The following is an 18237-nucleotide window of genomic DNA, read 5'->3' as shown; positions in this document are numbered from 1 at the left end:
CAATCGAAGGAGCATCCCGTGCCCAACGTCCCTCTCATCGACCGCGACAACGCCACCGGAAACGTCAAGGAACAGCTTGATCAGATCGCCGGCGCCTTCGGGGCCGTGCCCGCGATGTTCCGCGCCGTCGCCAACTCTCCCGCGGCTCTCACCAGCATGTGGGGGGCGTTCGGCGCCTTCGGCGGCGGCTCGCTCGGTCCGGCCATCGGCGAGCAGATCGCCGTGGCCGTCGCCGACCGGAACTCCTGCCAGTACTGCCTCGCCGCGCACACCGCCCTCGGCAAGAAGGCGGGCCTCAGCCGTGAGGCCCTCACCGCCGCGCAGAGCGGCGAGTCCGACGACCCGCGCACGGCGGCGCTGCTCGCGTTCGCGCTCAAGCTGGTGGAGGAGCGCGGTCAGGTGTCGTCGGCGGATGTCGACGCGGTGCGCGCGCAGGGGTGGACCGACGAGCAGATCGTCGAGACGATCGCCCAGGTCGCGCTGAACCTGTTCACGAACTACGTGAACATCGCTCTCGACGTCCCGATCGACTTCCCGAGCGTGGCTCTTCGTCGCGCGAGCTGAGCGCTGTCGCAGAAGAAGGGGCCGGGTCCGCAGGGACCCGGCCCCTTCGTCGTCGTCGCGGTCAGGCGGTGGGAGCGGGCAGTTCGACGGAATCCAACCATGTCGCGATGGCGGAACGGGCTGCCCTCTCGAGTTCCGGTCCGTAGGCTCTGGCGTCCTCGCGGATGATGCGCGGGTCGATGCCGTTGTGATGCAGCTCGTGCGCGTGGCCGATCAGCCAGCTCCCGATCGCGCGGTGGTCGGCCTCGAGGTGGAACTGCAGGGCGAGCACGGTGCCCGTGCTGAACGCCTGGTTCGGGAACCCGGGGGTGGACGCCAGCCGGCGAGATCCGGCCGGGATCGTGAACGCGTCTCCGTGCCAGTGCAGCACGGGCATGCCGTCGAGTGCGCGCAGCGGTGAATCGAGGCCGTCCTCGGTCAGATCGAGCGGTGCGTAGCCGATCTCGACCTGACCGGTCGCGTGCACCTGCGCCCCCAGCGCGTCGGCGATCAGCTGTGCTCCGAGGCATACCCCCAGCAGCGGCCTGCCGGAGCGGAGCCGATGGGCGACGGCCTCCTTCGAGGCGTGCAGGAGCGGATACCCATCGGCGTCGTGCACGCCGATCGGGCCGCCCAGCACGATCATGAGATCGGCGTCGTCCACGCGTTCGATGTCGATGGCCTCGGTGCCGAGGTCGACGTACTCCACACGAAAGCCGCGTTCGCGCAGGAGAGGCCCGAGGATGCCGAGGTCTTCGAAGTGCACGTGGCGGAACGCGAGCGCCGTGCGCTCGCGCGGCTCGGGAATCGTCATGCGGACAGCCTTTCTGCGACGTACTCGGTCAGCTCGGTGAGACGGTGCGAGTATCCCCACTCGTCGTCGTACCAGGCGGAGATCTTCACCTGCGAGCCGATCACGCGGATCAGACCGGCGTCGAGGATCGAGGAATGCGGATCGATCACGGTGCCGGCGACCGCGATCTCATCGTCGGCGCAGCGCAGGATCCCCTTGAGCGGGCCCTCCGCGGCCGTCTCGTAGGCGGTCCTGACCTCATCGGCGGTGACCGGTCGGGACGCCGTGACCGTGAGATGCGTGATCGAACCGCTGATGGCCGGCACCTGCAGGGTGTAGCTGTCGAGTCGGCCGTCGTCGAGCTCGGGCAGGACGCGACCGATCGCGGACGCGGCTCCTCCACTGCGCGGCGTGATCTTTCCGCCCTTCGCCTCCTTCCCCATCACGGACCGCGGGTCCGCGTGGGGGGCGTCCTGCACCTGGAGGTCGGATGACTCGGCACGGATGGTCGTCATCAGTCCGGAGTCGATGCCGAACGCCTCGTGGAAGACCTTGGCGACCGGGGCCAGGCAGTTGGTCGTGCAGGACGCGCTGGAGATGACGTGGTGTCGGGCCGGGTCGTAGGTGTGCTCGTTGACGCCGAGCATGATGGTGCCGTCGTCGTCCGGAGTCGGAACCGTCGTGATCACCTTCTTCGCGCCGGCCGTCAGGTGCGTGCGTGCGTCGTCGGCCCCGGCAACGGACGCCGTCGCCTCGATGACGATGTCGACTCCGAGCTCACGCCAGGGCAGCCGCAACGGATCGCGCTCGGAGAGCATGCGGACCGCGTGTCCGTTGAGGAAGAGGTGGTCGTCGTCGTACCGCACGCCGCGCGTCGACGGCCCACTGCTGCCGTCGCTGCGCAGGAGGAGATCCGCGATGGCGCGTGGCCCCCGCGGGTCGTTCACGGCGACGAGGTCGAGCTCCGATCGACGCGCGAGCAGAAGTCGGAGCTGATTGCGGCCGATTCGGCCCAGTCCGTTGATGGCGATTCTCTTAGGCATTGGTGTCCCCTCCGCGGCGCGGTCCCCCCGTGCCGGTGCTAGCTTTGGCCTATGCCAAAATTATCACACGTGCGCAGCGGGGATTCCTGGGAGTTCGGACCGGCCGGACTGCTGTTCGACTGCGATGGCGTCCTCGTGGACTCGGTCCTGGGCGCAGCGCCCGCCTGGGATGCCTGGGCCCGCCGGCATGCTCCCTCCTTCGACTTCCTGCGCGATGCGCCGCACGGCATGCGGCCGAGCGAGGTCGTGGCCGGCCTGGTGGGGCGGGAGGCCGCGGAAGAGGCCACGGCGGAACTGGTCGCGCTGGAGGTCGAGGCGGCCGTGCACACCCGGGAGGTCGGAGGAGCGTCGCGGCTGGTGGGTGCGCTTCCGCGCGACCGCTGGGCGGTGGTGACGAGCAGCAACCGCGCCGTGGCTCTGGCGCGGCTGCGCAGCTCCGGTATCGCGCTTCCACCGGCGTTGGTCGCGGCGGAAGACGTTCCCCGGGGGAAGCCGGAACCCGACCCCTATCTTCTCGGCGCCTACCTGCTGGCGCGCCGCGCTGAGGACTGCATCGTGTTCGAGGACTCCGTGCCGGGGATCCGCTCGGCGCGCGCGGCGGGTGCCGGGTTCGTCGTCGGGGTCGGAGCGGCGTCGTCGGGAGGCGACCCCGACCTGGTCGTGCCCGACCTCCACCGCGTGCGCTGGCGGGAGGGCGCACTCGTCATCGACGCGACCGGTGCACCCGGCTGAGTCGTCAGGCGAGTGTCGCCAGTGCTCGGTCGATCACGTCCACCGCGACCTCGATCTGATCGTCGGTGGTCGTGAGAGTAGGCAGGAATCGGATGACGTTCGCGTCGCTGCCGGCCGTCAGCAGCAGGATGCCGTGCTGGGCCGCGTAGGCCGCGATCGCGGAGGCGGCTCCCGCGGCGGGGTGCGAGGTGGCGGGATCGGTGAGTTCGAAGGCGTACATGGCGCCGATCCCGCGCACATCCCCGATCAAGGGGTGGCGCGAGCCGAGCTTGGTGAGGTGCTGCCGGAGGCTGCCTCCGATGCGCAGGGCTTCCGCGAAGAAGGGGCCGTGCTCGAGCTCATCGAACACGGCCAGGGCCGCGGCGATGGAGACGGGGTTGCCGCCGAAGGTTCCGCCCAGGCCGCCGGGGTCGGGGGCGTCCATGATGTCGGCGCGCCCGGTGACGCCAGCGAGCGGGAGTCCTGCCGCGATGCCCTTGGCCGTGAGGACGAGGTCGGGGACGACGTCGAAGTGCTCGCTCGCGAACCACGTCCCCGTGCGTCCGAGCCCGGTCTGGATCTCGTCCGCGATGAACACCACACCGTTGCGCGTGCACCAGTCCTGCAGTGCGGGCAGATAGCCGTCGGCGGGGACCACGAACCCGCCCTCGCCCTGGATCGGCTCTGCGATGACGGCGGCCAGGTCGGAGGTGCCGATGCGCTGCTCGAGGTGGGCGATCGTGCGCTCCGCCGCCTGCTCCCCGGAGAGGCCGTCCCGGTACGGGTAGGAGTTGGGCACGCGGTGGATGTCGGACGAGAAGGGGCCGAATCCGGTGCCGTACGCGGCCTTGTGGTTCATGGCGAGCGTGAGGTTGGTGCGTCCGTGGAAGGCATGGTCGAGGGCGGCGACCGCGCGCCTGCCGGTGTGCCGTCGAGCGATCTTGACCGCGTTCTCGACGGCCTCCGCGCCCGAGTTCACGAACACCGAGCGCTTCTCGTGATCGCCGGGGGTCTTCTCGGAGAGGCGCTCGGCCAGCCTGACGTACCCCTCGTAGGGCGTGACGGTGAAGAGCGTGTGCGTCACCTGCTCGAGCTGCGCGGCGGCGGCCGCGACGGCGGCGGGATTCCCGTGTCCGATCGTGGTGACGCCGATGCCGCTGCCGAGGTCGAGGAGGCGATTGCCGTCCACGTCGGTGACCCAGGGGCCGTCCGCGTGCGCGATGTACACCGGCAGCACGCTGCCGACTCCCCGGGCGACGGTCTGCCTGCGTCGCTCGTGGAGGGCTCGACTGCGCGGTCCCGGCACATCGGTCAGCAGCAACGGGGCGGAGGAGTGATCGGGAAGCACGCGGGGCGCAGACATGGGGGCTCCTTTGGTGAGCAGCGGTGAGCGGCGGACATCGCCGACGAAACGGCCTAAGACTATGTTAGTGTTTGACCTATGTCAAAGTTGGATGCACCGATCGGCGCCGACGAGCGCTACCCCACGGCGGTCACCGTCGACGACTTCCGGCATAACCTCGCGAGCGTCGAATCGCGCATCGCCGAGGCAGCGCGGCGGGCGGGGCGCGATCCGCGTGAGGTGACCCTGCTCCCGGTGAGCAAGACGGTCCCGACCGAGCGCGTCCGCGTCGCGATCCGCTCGGGCATGCGGCTGCTGGGCGAGAACAAGGTGCAGGAGGCAGTGCGCAAGAACGGGGAGACCGCCGACCTCGATGTGTCGTGGTCGATCATCGGGCACCTGCAGACCAACAAGGCCAGAGATGTGGCCGCGTTCGCCACCGAGTTCCAGGCTCTCGATCGGTTGCGGGTGGCCGAGGCGCTCGACCGACGTCTGCAGGCCGCCGGCCGCAGCCTCGACGTCTTCGTGCAGGTGAACACCTCGGCCGAGGATTCCAAGTTCGGGATGCCACCGGAGGAGCTTCCCGCGTTCCTGGAGGCACTGCCCTCCTATGGGACGCTCCGCGTGCGGGGACTGATGACCCTCGCCATCCTCACCCCGGACGACGCCAGGGTGCGCGAGTGCTTCTCGCTGCTGCGCACGCTGCGGGACCAGGCCAGACAAGACGCGCCCGACCTCATCGGGGCGGGCGAGCTGTCGATGGGGATGTCCGGGGACTACGAGATCGCCGTCGAGGAGGGCGCCACGTGCGTGCGCGTCGGACAGGCGATCTTCGGTGCCCGCGCGCTGCCCGACAGTCACTACTGGCCGGAAGGCTGACGACACGTGCTGCGGACCGTTCGCGCCTACCTCGAACTGACCAAACCCCGCATCCTGGAACTCCTCCTCGTCACCACGATCCCCGTCATGGTGTTCGCCGCCGACGGACGGCCCGACATCGCTCTCCTGGGCGCGGTGCTCGTGGGCGGGGCACTGAGTGCCGGTTCCGCCGGGGCGTTCAACATGTACTTCGAGCGCGAGAGCGATGCGGTCATGGAGCGCACGGCCCGGCGCCCCCTGGTCACGGGCGTCGTGTCCGCGCGCGCCGGTCTGATCTTCGCGACCGTGCTCGGAATCTCCTCGGTGGGGTGGATGCTCACCTTCGTCGGCCCCCTGCCCGCCGCGTTGTCCACCGCCGGCCTCGTGCTGTACGTGGTCTTCTACACCCTGCTGCTGAAGCGTCGCACCGAGCAGAACATCGTCTGGGGCGGGGTCGCTGGGTGCATGCCCGTGCTCGTCGGCTGGACCGCGGTGCGCGGCGCTCTCGAATGGCCGGCGGTGATCCTGTTCCTGGTGGTGTTCTTCTGGACGCCTGCGCACTATTGGCCGCTCTCGATCCGTTACCGAGACGACTACCGCCGGGCCGGCGTCCCCATGCTCGGTGCCACGCGCCCGCCGTCGTTCGTCGCCATCAGGGTGATCGGCTTCGCGGTGGTGACGGTCGTGTGCTCGCTCATCCTGCCCTTCGTCGCGGAGGTGAGCCTGCTGTACTGGACGGTGGCTCTGGGGGCGGGCGCGGGGTTCGTGGTGTCCGCGTCGCTGATGCGGTCACGGGCTCGGCGGGGTGGCGAGCTGCGCCCGATGCTCGTCTTCCGCGCGTCGATCGTCTACCTCGCCGCACTGTTCCTCGCGGTGGGCGTCGATCCTCTGCTGACGCCCTGAGTGCGCGGCCCCTTCAGTCCTCGGTGCGGAAGCCTGCGGGCTTGTGTGTGCCGTCGCAGAAGGGCTTGAGGGCCGACAGTCCGCAGCGGCACAGCGCGACGGTGCGGCGGTGGGAGGGGATCGGCGTGCCGTCGGCGGCGTGCAGCTCGACGGCACCGCGGACGAGCAGCGGACCGTCCGGGTACGGAGTGATCGTCGCCGGTTCGTGGTCCGCGCTCATGATGACGCCCTCGTGCGCAGCGACGAGGAATCCGCCGACCAGGCCTCCAGGATGTGTGCGCCTCCCCATCCGTCCACCGTCAAGCAGGCGGCTGCACCGAACATGATGTCTGGCAGCAGCTCCGGGTGGTCCTCGGCGAGGCTGCCTGCGAGGTCTCGGGCGGCGATCTGCTCATGCACGGCGTCGGCCTCGACGTGCTCGTCGAAGTACGCCGTGACGTCGGTGGGGAAGTCCAGGCGGCGCAGACCGTCGGCATACAGGCGGCAGGGGATGGACGAGGTCATCTCGTAGGCGGCCAGATGACCGACGATCGATCCGACGAGCCGACGGTTGAGTCCGAACATCGACATCATGTTGAGCGACGCGAGGGTGACGGCGGGGAGATCGTCGACGTACGCGCCGTAGGTGTCATCCAGGCCGGCTGCGCGCATGGCGCGCGCGAAGAGGGCGGCGTGCACGCGGTGCGGTCGGCCGCCGCCGTACTCGTCGGACTGGATCTCGACCAGAGCCGCCTTGGCCCGTCCGTCGAGTCGGGGAATCGCCCAGGAGTGCGGGTCCGCCTCGCGGAGCGTGTACGCCGAGCGCTGGATGAGCATCTCCCGCGCCTGGGACTTCGTGGCCTTCTTCACGAAGTAACGAGAGAGGCTCGGGCCGGTGTCCGCTTCGGCGAGTGCGAAGAGCGCCCGCCCGACGGCGTCCACGGTCGGCTCCGGCAGCTCCGGCATCGGGATTCTCGCGCGCAGTTCCCGCTCGAGCGCCGACTCGAGCGTGCGGCGGGTCGCGAGGAGCGCCGGGTCCCACTCGAGCTCGGGATCGAGTGCCGACAGTGATCCGTAGGCGGATGCGTAGAGCACGAAGAGGGCGAGCTGGATGTCGTCGTCACGGGAGACGTCAGCGCAGGCCGCTGCGGCTTCTTCGGCGAGAGCGGCGTGGTCGGCGTGACGATCGACTCCGGTGAGATGCGAGATGACGGCGCGGCTCACCGGGCCGCGGTCGGGGAAGGGGAGTCCCGGTGCGGGTGACGGTGCGGTCGCCGTGGCGGAAGAGGTCATGTGTCGTGCTCCTGATCGATGCGGACCCTCGTATCCTGCGGGCTCGGATGAGATCGGGCCAGGGACTTGACGAGCGCGCATCGACCGGGCAAGCGGGGCAGGCATGGAAGCCCGCGCGGATGCACGGAGCCGGCTACCGGCAGGACTCGAATGCGTAGCCGTCGTCGTCGGGGGTGACGAGGTCGCGGTCCCGCAGCACCATCGATGCCGGCGAGGCGTCGTCCGTACACATCTCGGCGAAGGGCCGCGGAAGCTCATCGGTGTACTCGATGTCGATCACGCGCTCGCCGTAGACATCGGTGTACGCCGCGCACTCCTCGTACGCCGCGCACTCCTCGGTCACCGCGAAGTCGAAGCCGGCGTGCTCCTGCAGCGCGGGGGCATCCTCGGCGGCGTTCTTCTGTCCCGCTGCCAGCCCCACATCGTGCGCCGCCTCGACGAGGAGTGCGGCCAGCGCGAGGTTGTCATCGAGCGAGAGGGCTCCCTTCGACCGCGAGTACGAGTCGAGGTTGTCGAACTCGACGGCATCGAACCCGTCATCCGCGCAGTGCTCGATCCAGGGGATCACGGTGTCGGCGATCTGCTCCCGGCGCTGCGCGGTCGACGTGTCGAGCAGCGCCTCGTCGGGCCAGTCCGGGTCGAAGACGACATGTCCGTCGCGCTGCAGCAGCAGATCATCGGGCCAGGTGTCGAGTTCTCCCGGTTGTGTCTGGAATCCGTTGACGTAGCAGACCGAGTACACACCGGCCGCGGGCTCCGCGGTGCGGTCGCGCCCGACCACGCCGACGCCGGAGGGCGGATCGTAGGCCCCGCCGAGCTGATAGTCCGGCGTGGCGCCGGAGGGAGGAAGGGCGACGGAGGACGGCGGGTCCGCGGGCGCCGCGCACCCGCCGAGAGCGAGGAGGAGGGCGACGCCGGCCGCTGGCCAGGCACTCCGGAGCAGCCGATTCAGCGTGCCGCTCCGTACAGCTCCGCGATCTCCTTCGACCCCATGCCCTGCGCATAGGTCGGATGCTGGGGCCATCCCTCCGGAACGTCCTGCCATTGCTCCTGTCGACCGTAGGGGAGCAGATCGACAAGACCCTGCAGGTAGCTCAGCCGCTCCGTGCCGCGGCCGTCGGTGTGCCAGGTGCGGTACACGGTGTCGCCGTGGCGCAGGAACACGTTCACGCCGAACCCCGCGTTCGGCGGGGCGTCCACATCGGCCCCGAACGTGCTGTCGGCGCTCGAGTACCACTGCATGCGGTTGCCCACGCGTTCGCGGTAGGCCAGGGCTTCCTCGATCGGACCGTTCGTCACGATCACGAAGCGCGCGTCGTAGTAGCGCTCGAGCACGTCGAGCCGCGTGAACTGCGAGGTGAAGCCGGTGCAGCCGGGACACTGCCATTCGCTGCCGTCCGACCACATGTGGTTGTAGACGATCAGCTGGGATCGTCCGTCGAAGATATCGGCCAGGCGTACCGGGCCCTCGGCGCCGACCAGCGTGTAGTCGGGCAGCTCGACCATGGGCAGGCGTCGTCGTTGCGCGGCGATCGCGTCGAGCTCCCTGGTCGCGGCCTTCTCGCGCACGCGCAACTCGTCGAGCTCACGGCGCCAGGTCTCGGCGTCGACGACAGGGGGAAGGGGCTGTGCTGTGCTCACGGTGACCTCCGGATGCTGAACGATGCGTCCAGTCTGCGCGCGGCCGGGGACACGGTCAATGCGGGAGCGGTCCCGTGGATGCGGTGTCGGCGGGGAGCGCCTCGTTCGGATTGCGGCGGATGCCGATCCACGACACCACGCCGCCGATCACGAGCAGGGTGGCCGTGACCCAGGCGGCGCTGTGGAACCCGTCGAGGTCGAGAGTGCCGCCGACGATGGTCGACAGCATCGCGACGACGAGCAGCCCGGCCACACGAGATACCGCGTTGTTGACGGCCGAGGCGATGCCTGAATGGTTCTCGTCGATGGCACCGAGGATCGCGGCCGTGAGCGGTGCGACCGTGAGCGAGAGGCCGAGACCCATCACGATCATCGCCGGCAGAACCTGCCACCAGTAGTCGAAGTCTGCGGACACGAGGAGCAGCATCAGAGCGCCGACGGCCATCAGCAACGGGCCGACCGTCATGAAGATGCGGGGTCCCCACCTGCCGGCCCACTGACCAGCACGCGAGCTGATCAGGATCATCAGGATCGTCATCGGCAGACTCGCCAGGCCCGCGGCGGTGGCGCTGAGTCCTGCGCCCTGCTGCAGGTAGACCCCGACCACGAAGCCGTTGAGCGACAGTGCTGCGTAGACGAAGAGCGTCGCGAGGTTGCCCCACCCGAAGTCGCGCACCCGGAACAGCCAGAGCGGCATGAGCGGCGAGGCGGAGTGCTGCTGCCGCCACAGGAACAGTCCGAACAATGCGGCGCCGGCGATCGCGGGGATCCAGATCGCGGGCGACTGCCACCCCATGTTGGGCTGCTCGATGAGTGCGAAGACGACGGCCCCGAGCCCGATCGCGCACAGGACCCCGCTCCACCAGTCGACCTTGACGCCGCGGGGGTGCTCCGGCAGATGCAACCGGGCGAGGAGCAGCAGGGTGATCCCGATCGGGATGACGTTGATGAGGAACACGAAGCGCCACGAGAGGTAGTCGACGAACAGTCCCCCGAGCAGCGGACCGACCAGCTGCGCCCCCGTGGTGAAGGCCGTCCAGACGCCGATGGCGCGCGATTGCACGTCGGCCCGCATGGTGGCCGTGATGAGGGCGAGCGAGCTCGGTACGAGCAGGGCACCGGCGGCGCCCTGCGCGGCGCGGGCGACGATCAGCATGAGCGGATCGACAGCCGCCGCCACGGCGATCGAGGCGATCCCGAAGGCGATGAGTCCGATGCGCATGACGAGCACCCGGCCATAGGCGTCGGACACCGATCCGGCCAGCAGGATCAGGGCGCTCAACGTGATCAGGTAGGCGTCGACGACCCACTGCTGGGTGGTGATGCCGCCGCCGAGCTCGCGACTGATCGCCGGGAGTGCGACGTTCACGACCGTGCCGTCGAGGAAGGTCACGAACGACGCGAGCACCGCGATCGAGATGACGAGTCTTTGGAGCGGGGCGAAGGTGGCCACAGGCCGACACTACTCCCGGTGGCCGACGTCGGGGCCGGGCGCCTCATGGTGTGGGCGTGGAGACCGTGAGTCCAGGGGGATCCGCCGGGAGCGGTGGCGGCGTCCCTGCGCGCAGGAGCTCGGCGAGCTTCGACGGCCCGCCATCCGCGGCGGCCCGGCGTTGGCGATCAGCGCCCGTGCCGGACGCACGCAGCCGGGCGATCCCGTCGCGGACCCTGTCCTCGTCGTCGAGCTCGCGGAGCGCGGGAGCGATCGCTGCCAGCAGCCGGTCGGCAAGCAGCCACGCGTCCTCCGCCTTCCCGGTCGCCGGATCGAGCAGACGGGCGGCCATGCCGTGCCGCGCGGCCGTCCACATCGAGGCGTCGATGCCGTCCACGCCGATGTCCGCGTGCGGCAGATCGTCGGTGAGCACGATCGCGCGGGAGAGGAGCGCTGCGAACACCGCGTCCTGGGCGGAGAGCTGCGCGTCGAAGACCCTGAGCTCGACCGTCGGATACCGCTCCGACAACCGCGCCGACCACGACAGCGAGGCCGCATCGGCGATGGCACCCACGTCGATGAGTCGCTGCACATCCGCACGGTAGGCGTCGTAGTCGCGGAAGTGCGGGGGCGTGCACGACGAGGGCAGCCGACGGATCAGGATGCTGCGCCAGCTGGCGAAGCCGGAGTCGCGGCCGTGCACGAACGGGCTGTTGCCGGTGAGGGCCAGCAGCACGGGGAGCCACCCGCGCACGCGGTCGAGCGCGCGCACCCTCTCCTCGTCGTCGGTGACCTCGACGTGCACATGGAGACCGTTGACCTCGTGGTCGCGCGTGAGGTGCCCGAGGTGCGCGGCGACCTTGTCGTAGTGCGGTGAGGGCGACACCGCTGAGGAGCGCGTCGTGGCGAACGGTGTGCCGGTGCCGGCGGCGATGGCGTGCTGGTCGCCGGCGTGCCACCCGATGAGTCCGCGCAGGTGCGACAGCTGCTCCGTGGCGGCCTCAGCCGTCGATACCGGTTCGGTGAGGCACTCGATCTGCGAGGTCAGGTACTCCTGCGTGACCTCGCCTCCCGTGCTGAGGCGGGTGATGCGCTCGCGTGTGCCGGCGGCGAGACTCACGGGCGCCAGCGAGTGCTCATCGAGGAAGAGGAACTCCTCCTCGATGCCGAAGCGGGGCATCCCCGTCCTCAGTGATTCCTGAGCGCGGAGATCAGCTCGGACTTCCGCTTGCCGCTGTAACCGGTCAGACCGAGCTCCTTCGCCCGCGCGCGCAGCTCCTTGACCGTCCAGTCCTCGTAGTCGCCGTGCTCCCCGCCGCGTCGGCCGACCGCGCTGCGACCTTCCTTCGCCGCGGCGTTCGAGATGCGCGCCGCCTTCTCCTTCGAGGCGCCGTCGTCCCTGAGCTCCTCATACAGCTCGGGATCCTTCAGCGAGTTGTTGCGTCGTCCTGGCATGAAATCTTCTCCTTCGCGCACTCGGGGGGCCGAAGTCAACCCCCTCTGACAGAAGTCCCTCCGCGGATAGCGTGAAGGCACCACAGTCGGGCGTCCGCGCCTGCCGAAAGAAGGGAAAGACCGATGAACATCCTCCTGATCATCGTCATCGTCGTCGCCGTGATCCTCGCGATCACCGGAGGACTGGTGCAGTCGCTCCAGTTCCTCCTGTGGGTCGGACTCGTCCTCCTCGCGATCGCGGTGATCGCCTGGTTGATCCGAGCGATCAGCGGCAGCCGCAAGGTCTGACAACGCAGTAGGTCTGACCCCATCGAGGTGAGGCCCGCCCATCGGCGGACCTCACCTCTTCGGTGTCCGGGGCCTGTTACTTCTCGAACGCGTCCCGGACGTTCTCGCCCGTCTTCTGGGCGGCGTCCTTCACGTTCTCCCCGGCCTGCTTCGCGGAGGCCTTGACCTGGTCGGCCTTGCCCTCCGCTTCGAGCTTCTCGTTGTCGGTGAGCTTTCCGACGCCTTCCTTGACCTTTCCGGCGGCCTTCTCGGCGGCGTTCTTGATGTCGTCTGCAGCACTCATGTGGTGCTCCTCTCCTCGTCGGATCGATTGACTCCGAGGCTCTCATGTCCCGAGGGAAGCGGCCACGGGATTGACAATCCGCCGCGCACATGACAATGTTCCGACGCCATCGACGCACGGGCGTCGAAGGACTAGCCTGGCGCCAGGCGGGTGGTCCTGCCCGCGGACTCGACCAGGAAGCGGTGTGCGATGGACTCGATGATGATGGGCGCCATGTCGAAGAACATGGAGTCGATGCCCGACATGCAGATGATGGACATGGCGGTCATGCAGGCGTGCATGGATGCGTGCGCCGCCTGCGAGCAGGCCTGCACGGTGTGCTCGACGCAGCTGATGGACTGCGCACCGGCCTGCATGAACTGCGCCGACATGTGCAACACCATGATGCGGTCGATGATGCGGATGCAGGGGATGACCCCTGCCTCGATGATGGCGATGCTGAACGCCTGCATCGCGATGTGCAAGGCGTGCATGGATGCCTGCGCTCGGCACGCGGACGACAGCGAGGTGTGCCGGATGTGTGCTCAGGCGTGCGAGGCGTGCATGGACGCCTGCTCCGCCATGAAGGACATGCTGATGGCGAGCGCCTGAGACGAGCCGGTCCGGCGGTGACGCCGTCGCAGGTGGGTGCGAGTGATCAGACGGTCGCGACGTTGAACTGCGTGCCGCCGACGGCCAGCACTCCATAGCGCTGGTGCAACGCGACCGGGGTTCCCGCGGCAGCTTCGAGTGCCGCACCTGCCCCGTTCCACAGCGTGTGCGTTTCGCCGTCGAGCGTGCGCACGACGAGGTCGCCGGAGACGGCGTCGGCCTGCTCGACGAGCGCATCGATCCATTCGGACGGCGTCGCCGAGGCGATCCGCGCCTGGATGAGGTGCAGGGCGTGGCCGGGGGCGAAGGACGAGCACCGGCCGCCGTGACTGCACATGCACGCTGCACGCTCGCGCACCGGGAGGGGCGAAAGGCGGTTCAGCGGCGTGGACACGGGGGACTCCTTCTCGTTCGTCGTTCCGGAAAGACTAGGTCGGTCGTCCTGCGACGCCCAGAGGAGCCGACACGGACGGAAACAAACGGGTGTAAGCTCGCCGGGTGCTGTCGTCGATGAGCGCCCTCGCGGCGCAGAGCGGAGCTGCAGGCGCCTTCCGCGCCGCAGACAGAGGCTGAGGACCCACCGGAGGCGGAATCCCCGTCCCCGGTGCCGTGTCGTACCCGGTGGTCACTGCCGGGCCTTCCTCCTGTCGATTCGCCTTCGCGGCGACCTCTCTGAAAGCACTCACCCTCATGCGTCCCATCGACGAGCGCGCAATCCGCGCCTCCTTCCTCAACGCCTCCCGCAAAGAGGTGTCCGACCTGACCCTGCCGCCCGGTTTCGCCGAGATCGACTTCGACCGTCTCGACTTCCTCGGCTGGGCCGACCCGAAGATGCCCCGCCGTGCCTACGTCGTCACCTGGATCGACGACGCACCCGTCGGCGTCTTCCTGCAGCGCGCTGAGCAGCGTGTGATCGCCAGGGCGCAGTGCTCCTGGTGCGAAGACGTGACGCTCCGCAATGATGTGCAGCTGTACGTGGCCCGGAAGGCGGGACCCGCCGGGCGCAAGGGCGACACCGTCGGCGTGCTCACCTGTGCCGAGTTCGGCTGCAACCGCAACGTGCGGATCCTGCCGCCGCTGGCCTATCAGGGGTTCGACCGGGAGTTCGCCCGCGACCTGCGCATCCTCCGGCTGCAGGAGCACGTGGCAGGCTTCCTCGCCGCAGTGGCGGGCTGAACGGGCTAGGACACCCTCGATCGCACGTGCGCCCAGGCGGGTGCCGCCAGCTCCGCCGACCGACGCGCGAACTCGTCGAAGCTGCGACGACCGGGCCAGCCGGGCGGCAGCATCGACGGGGGAAGCCCCGGGTCGGTGTATGGCAGCACCCGCCAGCGGTCGATCAGCTGCACGTACGCGGCGAACGGCTCGCGGGGCAGCGTCGTGAGGGAGTTCTGGAAGGCGAGGTGCTCCTCGCGCAGCGCCTCCAGATCCCACCACTGCGCTGCCGCGTCGACCAGGGTGCCGGCGGGCAGCGGAGCCGATGCGGGGAACAGCGTCGCCCACCGACGCGCGTCGAGGTCGTCGAGGATCTGCTCCACCTCGGCCTGAAGGTGGCCGGGGCAGATCCACAGGGCGGGGGACACGATGCCCGCTCCGATCCACTGCAGTCTTCGCCGCAGCTGGTGGCGCACGCTCCTGGCGCTCTCCGGGATCGAGAACGACACCAGGCACCAGGGGTCGGCGTCGGTCATCTCCTGCATCTCGAAGATGCGCCTGTCGCCGCGCTCCAGCATCGGGATCGCCGCCGGGTTGAGCCGGTAGCCGATCTGCCCCTCCCGTGCGCCGAGCAGCAGCCCCTTCTGCTTCAGGCGTGCGATACCCGTGCGCGCCGCGGCAGCGTCGATGCCGAGGTCACCGGCGAACGCGACCAGGTCGGCAGCGGAGATCCACCCGCCGAGCGGACGGAGGAAGACGCCGATGAAGGTCCGCAGCAACGAGGCGATGCTGCCGGGGCGTGCGTCGATGTCGTCGAGCACGGGGGTGGGAGCGATGTCAGAGGTCACCGGACTCCAGCGCATCGCGTACGGCGAGCACACCGGTGACGGCCTCGACGTGCGAGGTGCTCAGGGGGGAGAGACCCAGGCGGATGCCGTCCGGGAACCGGAAGTCGGGGATGATGCCGTCGGACCACAGCCGCCGCGTGACCTCGCGGAAGTCCGGGTGACCGATCGTCACGTGGCCACCCCGCTGCTCGGCGTCGCGAGGGCTGAGCAGGCGGACGCCGAGAGGAGCGAGCACCTCGTCGTAGGCGCGGACCGCGAGATCGGTCAACGACTGCGACTTGGCCCGCACGCCCGCGATCGTGGACTGCTCGATGAGGTCGAGCATTCCCTGCATGGCCAGCATCGAGATGACGGGAGGGGTGCCGCTGAGCAGCTGGCGGATGTCGCCGGAAGGCACGTACTCCGGTCCCATCGCGAAGATGTCCGCCGCACTCCACCATCCCTGGATCGGCTGACGCAGCACGCCCTGGAGACCGCGGCGCAGGTAGGCGAAGGCGGGCGAGCCCGGCCCGCCGTTCAGGTACTTGTAGGTGCAGCCCACGGCCATGTCGACACCCCACTCGTCGAGCTGCATCGGGATCACGCCGGCCGAGTGGCACAGGTCCCACATCATCAGGGCGCCGACGCCGTGCGCAGCCGCGGTGATGCCCGGCATGTCGGCCAGAGCCCCGGAGCGGTAGTCGACGTGGCTCAGCGACACCAGGGCGGTGCGCTCGGAGAGGACGGCCTCGACATCGGTGACCGACACCCCGTGCACGGGGTCGGGCTCGATCCAGCGCAGCGTCATCCCGGTCTCCGCCGCGACGCCTTCGGCGAGGAAGCGGTCGGTGGGGAAGTTGCCCGCCTCGATCACGAGCTCGGTGCGCGCGGGGTCGGCGGCAGCGGCGGCACGCATGAGCTTGTAGATCAGCACGCTCGTCGAGTCGGCCACCACGGTCTGGCCGGCCGCGGCGCCCAGCGCGACGTGTCCGATGCGGTCCCCCAGCTCCATCGGCAGCGCCATCCACTGCTCGTCCCAGGACCGGATCAACCGCGTGCCCCAGTCGTCGCGCACGAAGGTCGCGAGCTTCTCCGGCATGTCGCGCAGCGGGCGCCCGAGCGAGTTGCCGTCGAGATACGCGTCGACGCCCGGTGCCTCGGAGAAGGCGTCGAGGTGAGCGCGCAGCGGGTCGTTCCCATCGAGGGCGCGAGCGTGCTCGAGCAGGGAGGCGTCGGGAGTCGTGGTCATGTCACACCTTCAGGTCGGCGGGGGTGAGGGGGCGGGCGTCGAGGGGGTCGAACGACGAGGAGCTGCTGACGGGGAGGAGCAGGAGCACCGATCCGGAGTCGAGCGGATCCACGGGGGCGAGCGCTCGCAGGAGGGCCGCGTCGTCGACTCCGGCCTCGCGAAGGGCACCGACCTCGTGCGGGTTCAGGTCGACAGGCATCGGTCCGTTGCCCAGGTCGGTGCCGTAGAGCACGGTGCCGCCCGCGGCGTGGAACCGGCGCACGTTGTCGATCGCGGTCGTACGCTCGGGGTCGTCGTGGATCGCGAGCGTCGAGATCCACGAGGCGGAGGCCGCCTGACGCACGATCTCGTCATCGTCGAGGCGCTCCGTGAACGGGGCGTGGGCGAGCCCGGCTGCGCCGAGAGCGACCACCCGCTGCGCTTCACCCGCACCTTCGGCGTGCGCGACGACGGGGAGGTCGTGGTCGGCCGCGACCCGGACGATCGCGCGGAACAGCTCGTCGGTGAAGACCGGCCCTGCGCCGCTGTTGCTGGTGACCTTGATGCAGGTGGCACCCGCATCCGCCATCCCGGAGACCGTGGCTGCGGCAGAGTCCGCGTCCGTGATCTCGCGGACCGATCCCTCCGGCGCCCAGTCCCGGTCGGAGGGGTAGCCACCAGGAGCGGTCAGGAACGCCCCGGCGAAGTCGATCTCGACGTGGTGGCGGGCGGTGGGCGTGAGCTGACGCAGCACCTCGGGGTTTCCGCCGAGGTCGACCACACGGCCGAGGCGAGACCCTGCCAGCAGAGTGTGGTCCACCAGCTGCAGGTGCACGTGGTGGTCGGTGAATCCGCCCGTGATGACACCTCCGATGCGGGGGAGTCCGGGGGTGGGGCGCTCGCCGCGCAGGCGCACACGTCCGTCGACGAGCTCGACGACGCCCTCGCGCCACGCGCTCCCGTCGAAGAACGTCGCAGCGTGCATCAGCTGCCGATCTCCGTGCGCACGGTGTAGAGCTCGGGGAAGAACGTGAGATCCAGGGCGCGCTGAAGGAAGCCGACGCCGCTGGAGCCGCCGGTGCCGACCTTCATGCCGATCGTGCGAGCGACGGTCTTGAGGTGTCGGAACCGCCAGAACTGGAAGTTGTCCTCGAGGTCGACCAGGTCTTCGCAGGCCTCGTACAGATCCCAGTAACGGCTCGGGTCCTGGTAGATCTCGCGGATCGCCGGCACCAGTGCCGGTGTCTCCCGATAGGGCTCCCGCACGTCACGCTCGAGGATCTCCGTCGGGACCGGCAGTCCGCGGCGGGCGGCGAAGCGCAGGAACTCGTCGTACAGCGTCGGCTTCTCCCACTCGGCGGTGAGCAGCGCGAGGTTGGCCGGGTGGTCGGCGAACACACTCAGCATCTTCGCGTTCTTGTTGCCGAGGGCGAACTCCACGGCGCGGTACTGCACGGACTGGAATCCGGAGGAGTTGCCGAGCGCCCCACGGAACTGCGCGTACTCGGTGGGCGTCAGCGTCGCGAGCACCGACCACTGCTGCGTCATCACGTCCTGGATGCGTTTCACGCGGGCGATGCGCTTCAGAGCTTCGCGCAGGTCGTCCCTGGCCAGCAGCTGACGCGCGGACGACAGCTCGTGCAGCAGCTGCTTGAGCCACAGCTCCGTGGTCTGGTGCTGGATGATGAACAGCATCTCGTCGTGGTGTTCGGGTTCGCTCACCGGGTGCTGCGCGGTGAGCAGCTGGTCGAGTGCCAGGTACGAGCCGTACGTCATGCGCCCAGACAGGTCGGTGACGATGCCGGATTCGAGGGCGCGTTCGTTCTCGGTGTGCATCTGCCGAACATATCACTTTCGTGGCGAGCGTCACAG

23 protein-coding genes are annotated in these 18237 nt (G+C 69.4%); 6 read left to right on the top strand and 17 right to left on the bottom strand.

The window, feature by feature from the left end; translation table 11 throughout:
- Nucleotides 1–18: 18 nt before the first annotated feature.
- Nucleotides 19–564, top strand: a complete 546-nt coding sequence (locus tag ABRP18_RS14940; protein ID WP_046747658.1) for a carboxymuconolactone decarboxylase family protein — start codon at nt 19–21, stop codon at nt 562–564.
- Between the two features lie 61 nt (nt 565–625).
- Here the strand turns inward: ABRP18_RS14940 and ABRP18_RS14935 are convergent, their stop codons facing one another.
- Nucleotides 626–1357 (bottom strand): glutamine amidotransferase, encoded by a 732-nt coding sequence (locus tag ABRP18_RS14935; protein WP_058630687.1) that lies wholly within the window; start codon nt 1355–1357, stop codon nt 626–628.
- Complete coding sequence (locus tag ABRP18_RS14930; protein ID WP_349884922.1) at nt 1354–2379, bottom strand: glyceraldehyde 3-phosphate dehydrogenase NAD-binding domain-containing protein; 1026 nt, start codon at nt 2377–2379, stop codon at nt 1354–1356. The genes ABRP18_RS14935 and ABRP18_RS14930 overlap by 4 nt, the downstream gene beginning before the upstream one ends.
- Nucleotides 2380–2430: 51 nt before the next feature.
- Between ABRP18_RS14930 and ABRP18_RS14925 the strand changes: the two genes are divergently transcribed.
- A complete protein-coding gene (locus tag ABRP18_RS14925) occupies nt 2431–3111 on the top strand; it encodes an HAD-IA family hydrolase (RefSeq protein ID WP_349884921.1) in 681 nt (226 codons plus the stop codon).
- 4 nt (nt 3112–3115) lie between these two features.
- Here ABRP18_RS14925 and gabT read toward each other — a convergent pair whose 3' ends face one another.
- On the bottom strand, nt 3116–4453 hold the full coding sequence (gabT, locus tag ABRP18_RS14920; RefSeq protein ID WP_349884920.1) for a 4-aminobutyrate--2-oxoglutarate transaminase: 1338 nt from the start codon (nt 4451–4453) through the stop codon (nt 3116–3118).
- A gap of 78 nt (nt 4454–4531) precedes the next feature.
- Here gabT and ABRP18_RS14915 point away from each other — a divergent pair, with 78 nt between their 5' ends.
- Entirely contained in the window at nt 4532–5311 is a 780-nt protein-coding gene (locus tag ABRP18_RS14915; RefSeq protein ID WP_193761329.1) for a YggS family pyridoxal phosphate-dependent enzyme, read from the top strand.
- Nucleotides 5312–5317: 6 nt separating this feature from the next.
- A complete protein-coding gene (locus ABRP18_RS14910) occupies nt 5318–6193 on the top strand; it encodes a heme o synthase (protein ID WP_046747708.1) in 876 nt (291 codons plus the stop codon).
- A 13-nt stretch (nt 6194–6206) separates the two neighbouring features.
- On the opposite strand, the gene ABRP18_RS14905 is transcribed toward ABRP18_RS14910, so the two are convergent.
- From ABRP18_RS14905 to ABRP18_RS14875, 7 genes are all read right to left on the bottom strand, one after another.
- On the bottom strand, nt 6207–6413 hold the full coding sequence (locus ABRP18_RS14905) for a CDGSH iron-sulfur domain-containing protein (RefSeq protein ID WP_061015425.1): 207 nt from the start codon (nt 6411–6413) through the stop codon (nt 6207–6209).
- The gene (locus tag ABRP18_RS14900) at nt 6410–7465 is read right to left on the bottom strand and encodes an iron-containing redox enzyme family protein (RefSeq protein ID WP_349884919.1); all 1056 of its coding nucleotides are present in this window, start codon (nt 7463–7465) and stop codon (nt 6410–6412) included. The genes ABRP18_RS14905 and ABRP18_RS14900 overlap by 4 nt, the downstream gene beginning before the upstream one ends.
- Nucleotides 7466–7598: 133 nt before the next feature.
- Nucleotides 7599–8489, bottom strand: coding sequence for an endo alpha-1,4 polygalactosaminidase (locus tag ABRP18_RS14895; protein ID WP_349884918.1), 891 nt, complete (start codon nt 8487–8489; stop codon nt 7599–7601).
- On the bottom strand, nt 8414–9106 hold the full coding sequence (locus tag ABRP18_RS14890; protein WP_349884917.1) for a DUF899 family protein: 693 nt from the start codon (nt 9104–9106) through the stop codon (nt 8414–8416). Before ABRP18_RS14890 ends, ABRP18_RS14895 begins: the two co-directional genes overlap by 76 nt.
- Before the next feature lie 55 nt (nt 9107–9161).
- On the bottom strand, nt 9162–10559 hold the full coding sequence (locus ABRP18_RS14885; RefSeq protein ID WP_349884916.1) for an MFS transporter: 1398 nt from the start codon (nt 10557–10559) through the stop codon (nt 9162–9164).
- Between the two features lie 43 nt (nt 10560–10602).
- Nucleotides 10603–11718 (bottom strand): YbdK family carboxylate-amine ligase, encoded by a 1116-nt coding sequence (locus ABRP18_RS14880; protein WP_349884915.1) that lies wholly within the window; start codon nt 11716–11718, stop codon nt 10603–10605.
- 8 nt (nt 11719–11726) lie between these two features.
- A complete protein-coding gene (locus ABRP18_RS14875; RefSeq protein ID WP_046747713.1) occupies nt 11727–11993 on the bottom strand; it encodes a Rho termination factor N-terminal domain-containing protein in 267 nt (88 codons plus the stop codon).
- A gap of 123 nt (nt 11994–12116) precedes the next feature.
- Here ABRP18_RS14875 and ABRP18_RS14870 point away from each other — a divergent pair, with 123 nt between their 5' ends.
- A complete protein-coding gene (locus ABRP18_RS14870) occupies nt 12117–12281 on the top strand; it encodes a hypothetical protein (protein WP_017201713.1) in 165 nt (54 codons plus the stop codon).
- A gap of 76 nt (nt 12282–12357) precedes the next feature.
- Here ABRP18_RS14870 and ABRP18_RS14865 read toward each other — a convergent pair whose 3' ends face one another.
- The 3 genes from ABRP18_RS14865 to ABRP18_RS14855 all read right to left on the bottom strand — a co-directional run bounded on the left by ABRP18_RS14865 (nt 12358) and on the right by ABRP18_RS14855 (nt 13549).
- A complete protein-coding gene (locus ABRP18_RS14865) occupies nt 12358–12564 on the bottom strand; it encodes a CsbD family protein (protein ID WP_046747714.1) in 207 nt (68 codons plus the stop codon).
- Nucleotides 12565–12695: 131 nt separating this feature from the next.
- Entirely contained in the window at nt 12696–13037 is a 342-nt protein-coding gene (locus ABRP18_RS14860; protein ID WP_174799750.1) for a hypothetical protein, read from the bottom strand.
- Between the two features lie 164 nt (nt 13038–13201).
- Nucleotides 13202–13549 (bottom strand): hypothetical protein, encoded by a 348-nt coding sequence (locus ABRP18_RS14855; protein WP_046747716.1) that lies wholly within the window; start codon nt 13547–13549, stop codon nt 13202–13204.
- Between the two features lie 296 nt (nt 13550–13845).
- Between ABRP18_RS14855 and ABRP18_RS14850 the strand changes: the two genes are divergently transcribed.
- The gene (locus tag ABRP18_RS14850; RefSeq protein WP_058630742.1) at nt 13846–14331 is read left to right on the top strand and encodes an FBP domain-containing protein; all 486 of its coding nucleotides are present in this window, start codon (nt 13846–13848) and stop codon (nt 14329–14331) included.
- Nucleotides 14332–14336: 5 nt separating this feature from the next.
- Here ABRP18_RS14850 and ABRP18_RS14845 read toward each other — a convergent pair whose 3' ends face one another.
- Genes ABRP18_RS14845 through ABRP18_RS14830 form a run of 4 tightly spaced genes read right to left on the bottom strand, consistent with a single transcriptional unit; the run spans nt 14337 to nt 18201 of the window.
- Nucleotides 14337–15158 carry a PaaX family transcriptional regulator C-terminal domain-containing protein gene (locus ABRP18_RS14845; RefSeq protein WP_113680951.1) on the bottom strand — a complete coding sequence of 274 codons (822 nt, stop codon included), beginning with the start codon at nt 15156–15158 and terminating at the stop codon, nt 14337–14339.
- Nucleotides 15148–16386, bottom strand: coding sequence for an aminotransferase class V-fold PLP-dependent enzyme (locus tag ABRP18_RS14840; RefSeq protein ID WP_349884914.1), 1239 nt, complete (start codon nt 16384–16386; stop codon nt 15148–15150). The genes ABRP18_RS14845 and ABRP18_RS14840 overlap by 11 nt, the downstream gene beginning before the upstream one ends.
- A gap of 1 nt (nt 16387) precedes the next feature.
- Entirely contained in the window at nt 16388–17350 is a 963-nt protein-coding gene (locus tag ABRP18_RS14835) for a hydrolase (RefSeq protein ID WP_349884913.1), read from the bottom strand.
- Nucleotides 17350–18201: a tryptophan 2,3-dioxygenase gene (locus tag ABRP18_RS14830; RefSeq protein ID WP_058632347.1), complete on the bottom strand. Its 852-nt coding sequence runs from the start codon at nt 18199–18201 to the stop codon at nt 17350–17352. Before ABRP18_RS14830 ends, ABRP18_RS14835 begins: the two co-directional genes overlap by 1 nt.
- Between the last annotated feature and the right edge of the window lie 36 nt (nt 18202–18237).

It is taken from the genome of Microbacterium sp. WHRI 7836 (assembly GCF_040223885.2).
Taxonomy (GTDB): domain Bacteria; phylum Actinomycetota; class Actinomycetes; order Actinomycetales; family Microbacteriaceae; genus Microbacterium; species Microbacterium oxydans.
Note: the sequence above shows the minus strand (reverse complement) of the source record. Positions and strands in the feature narration are given on the sequence as shown.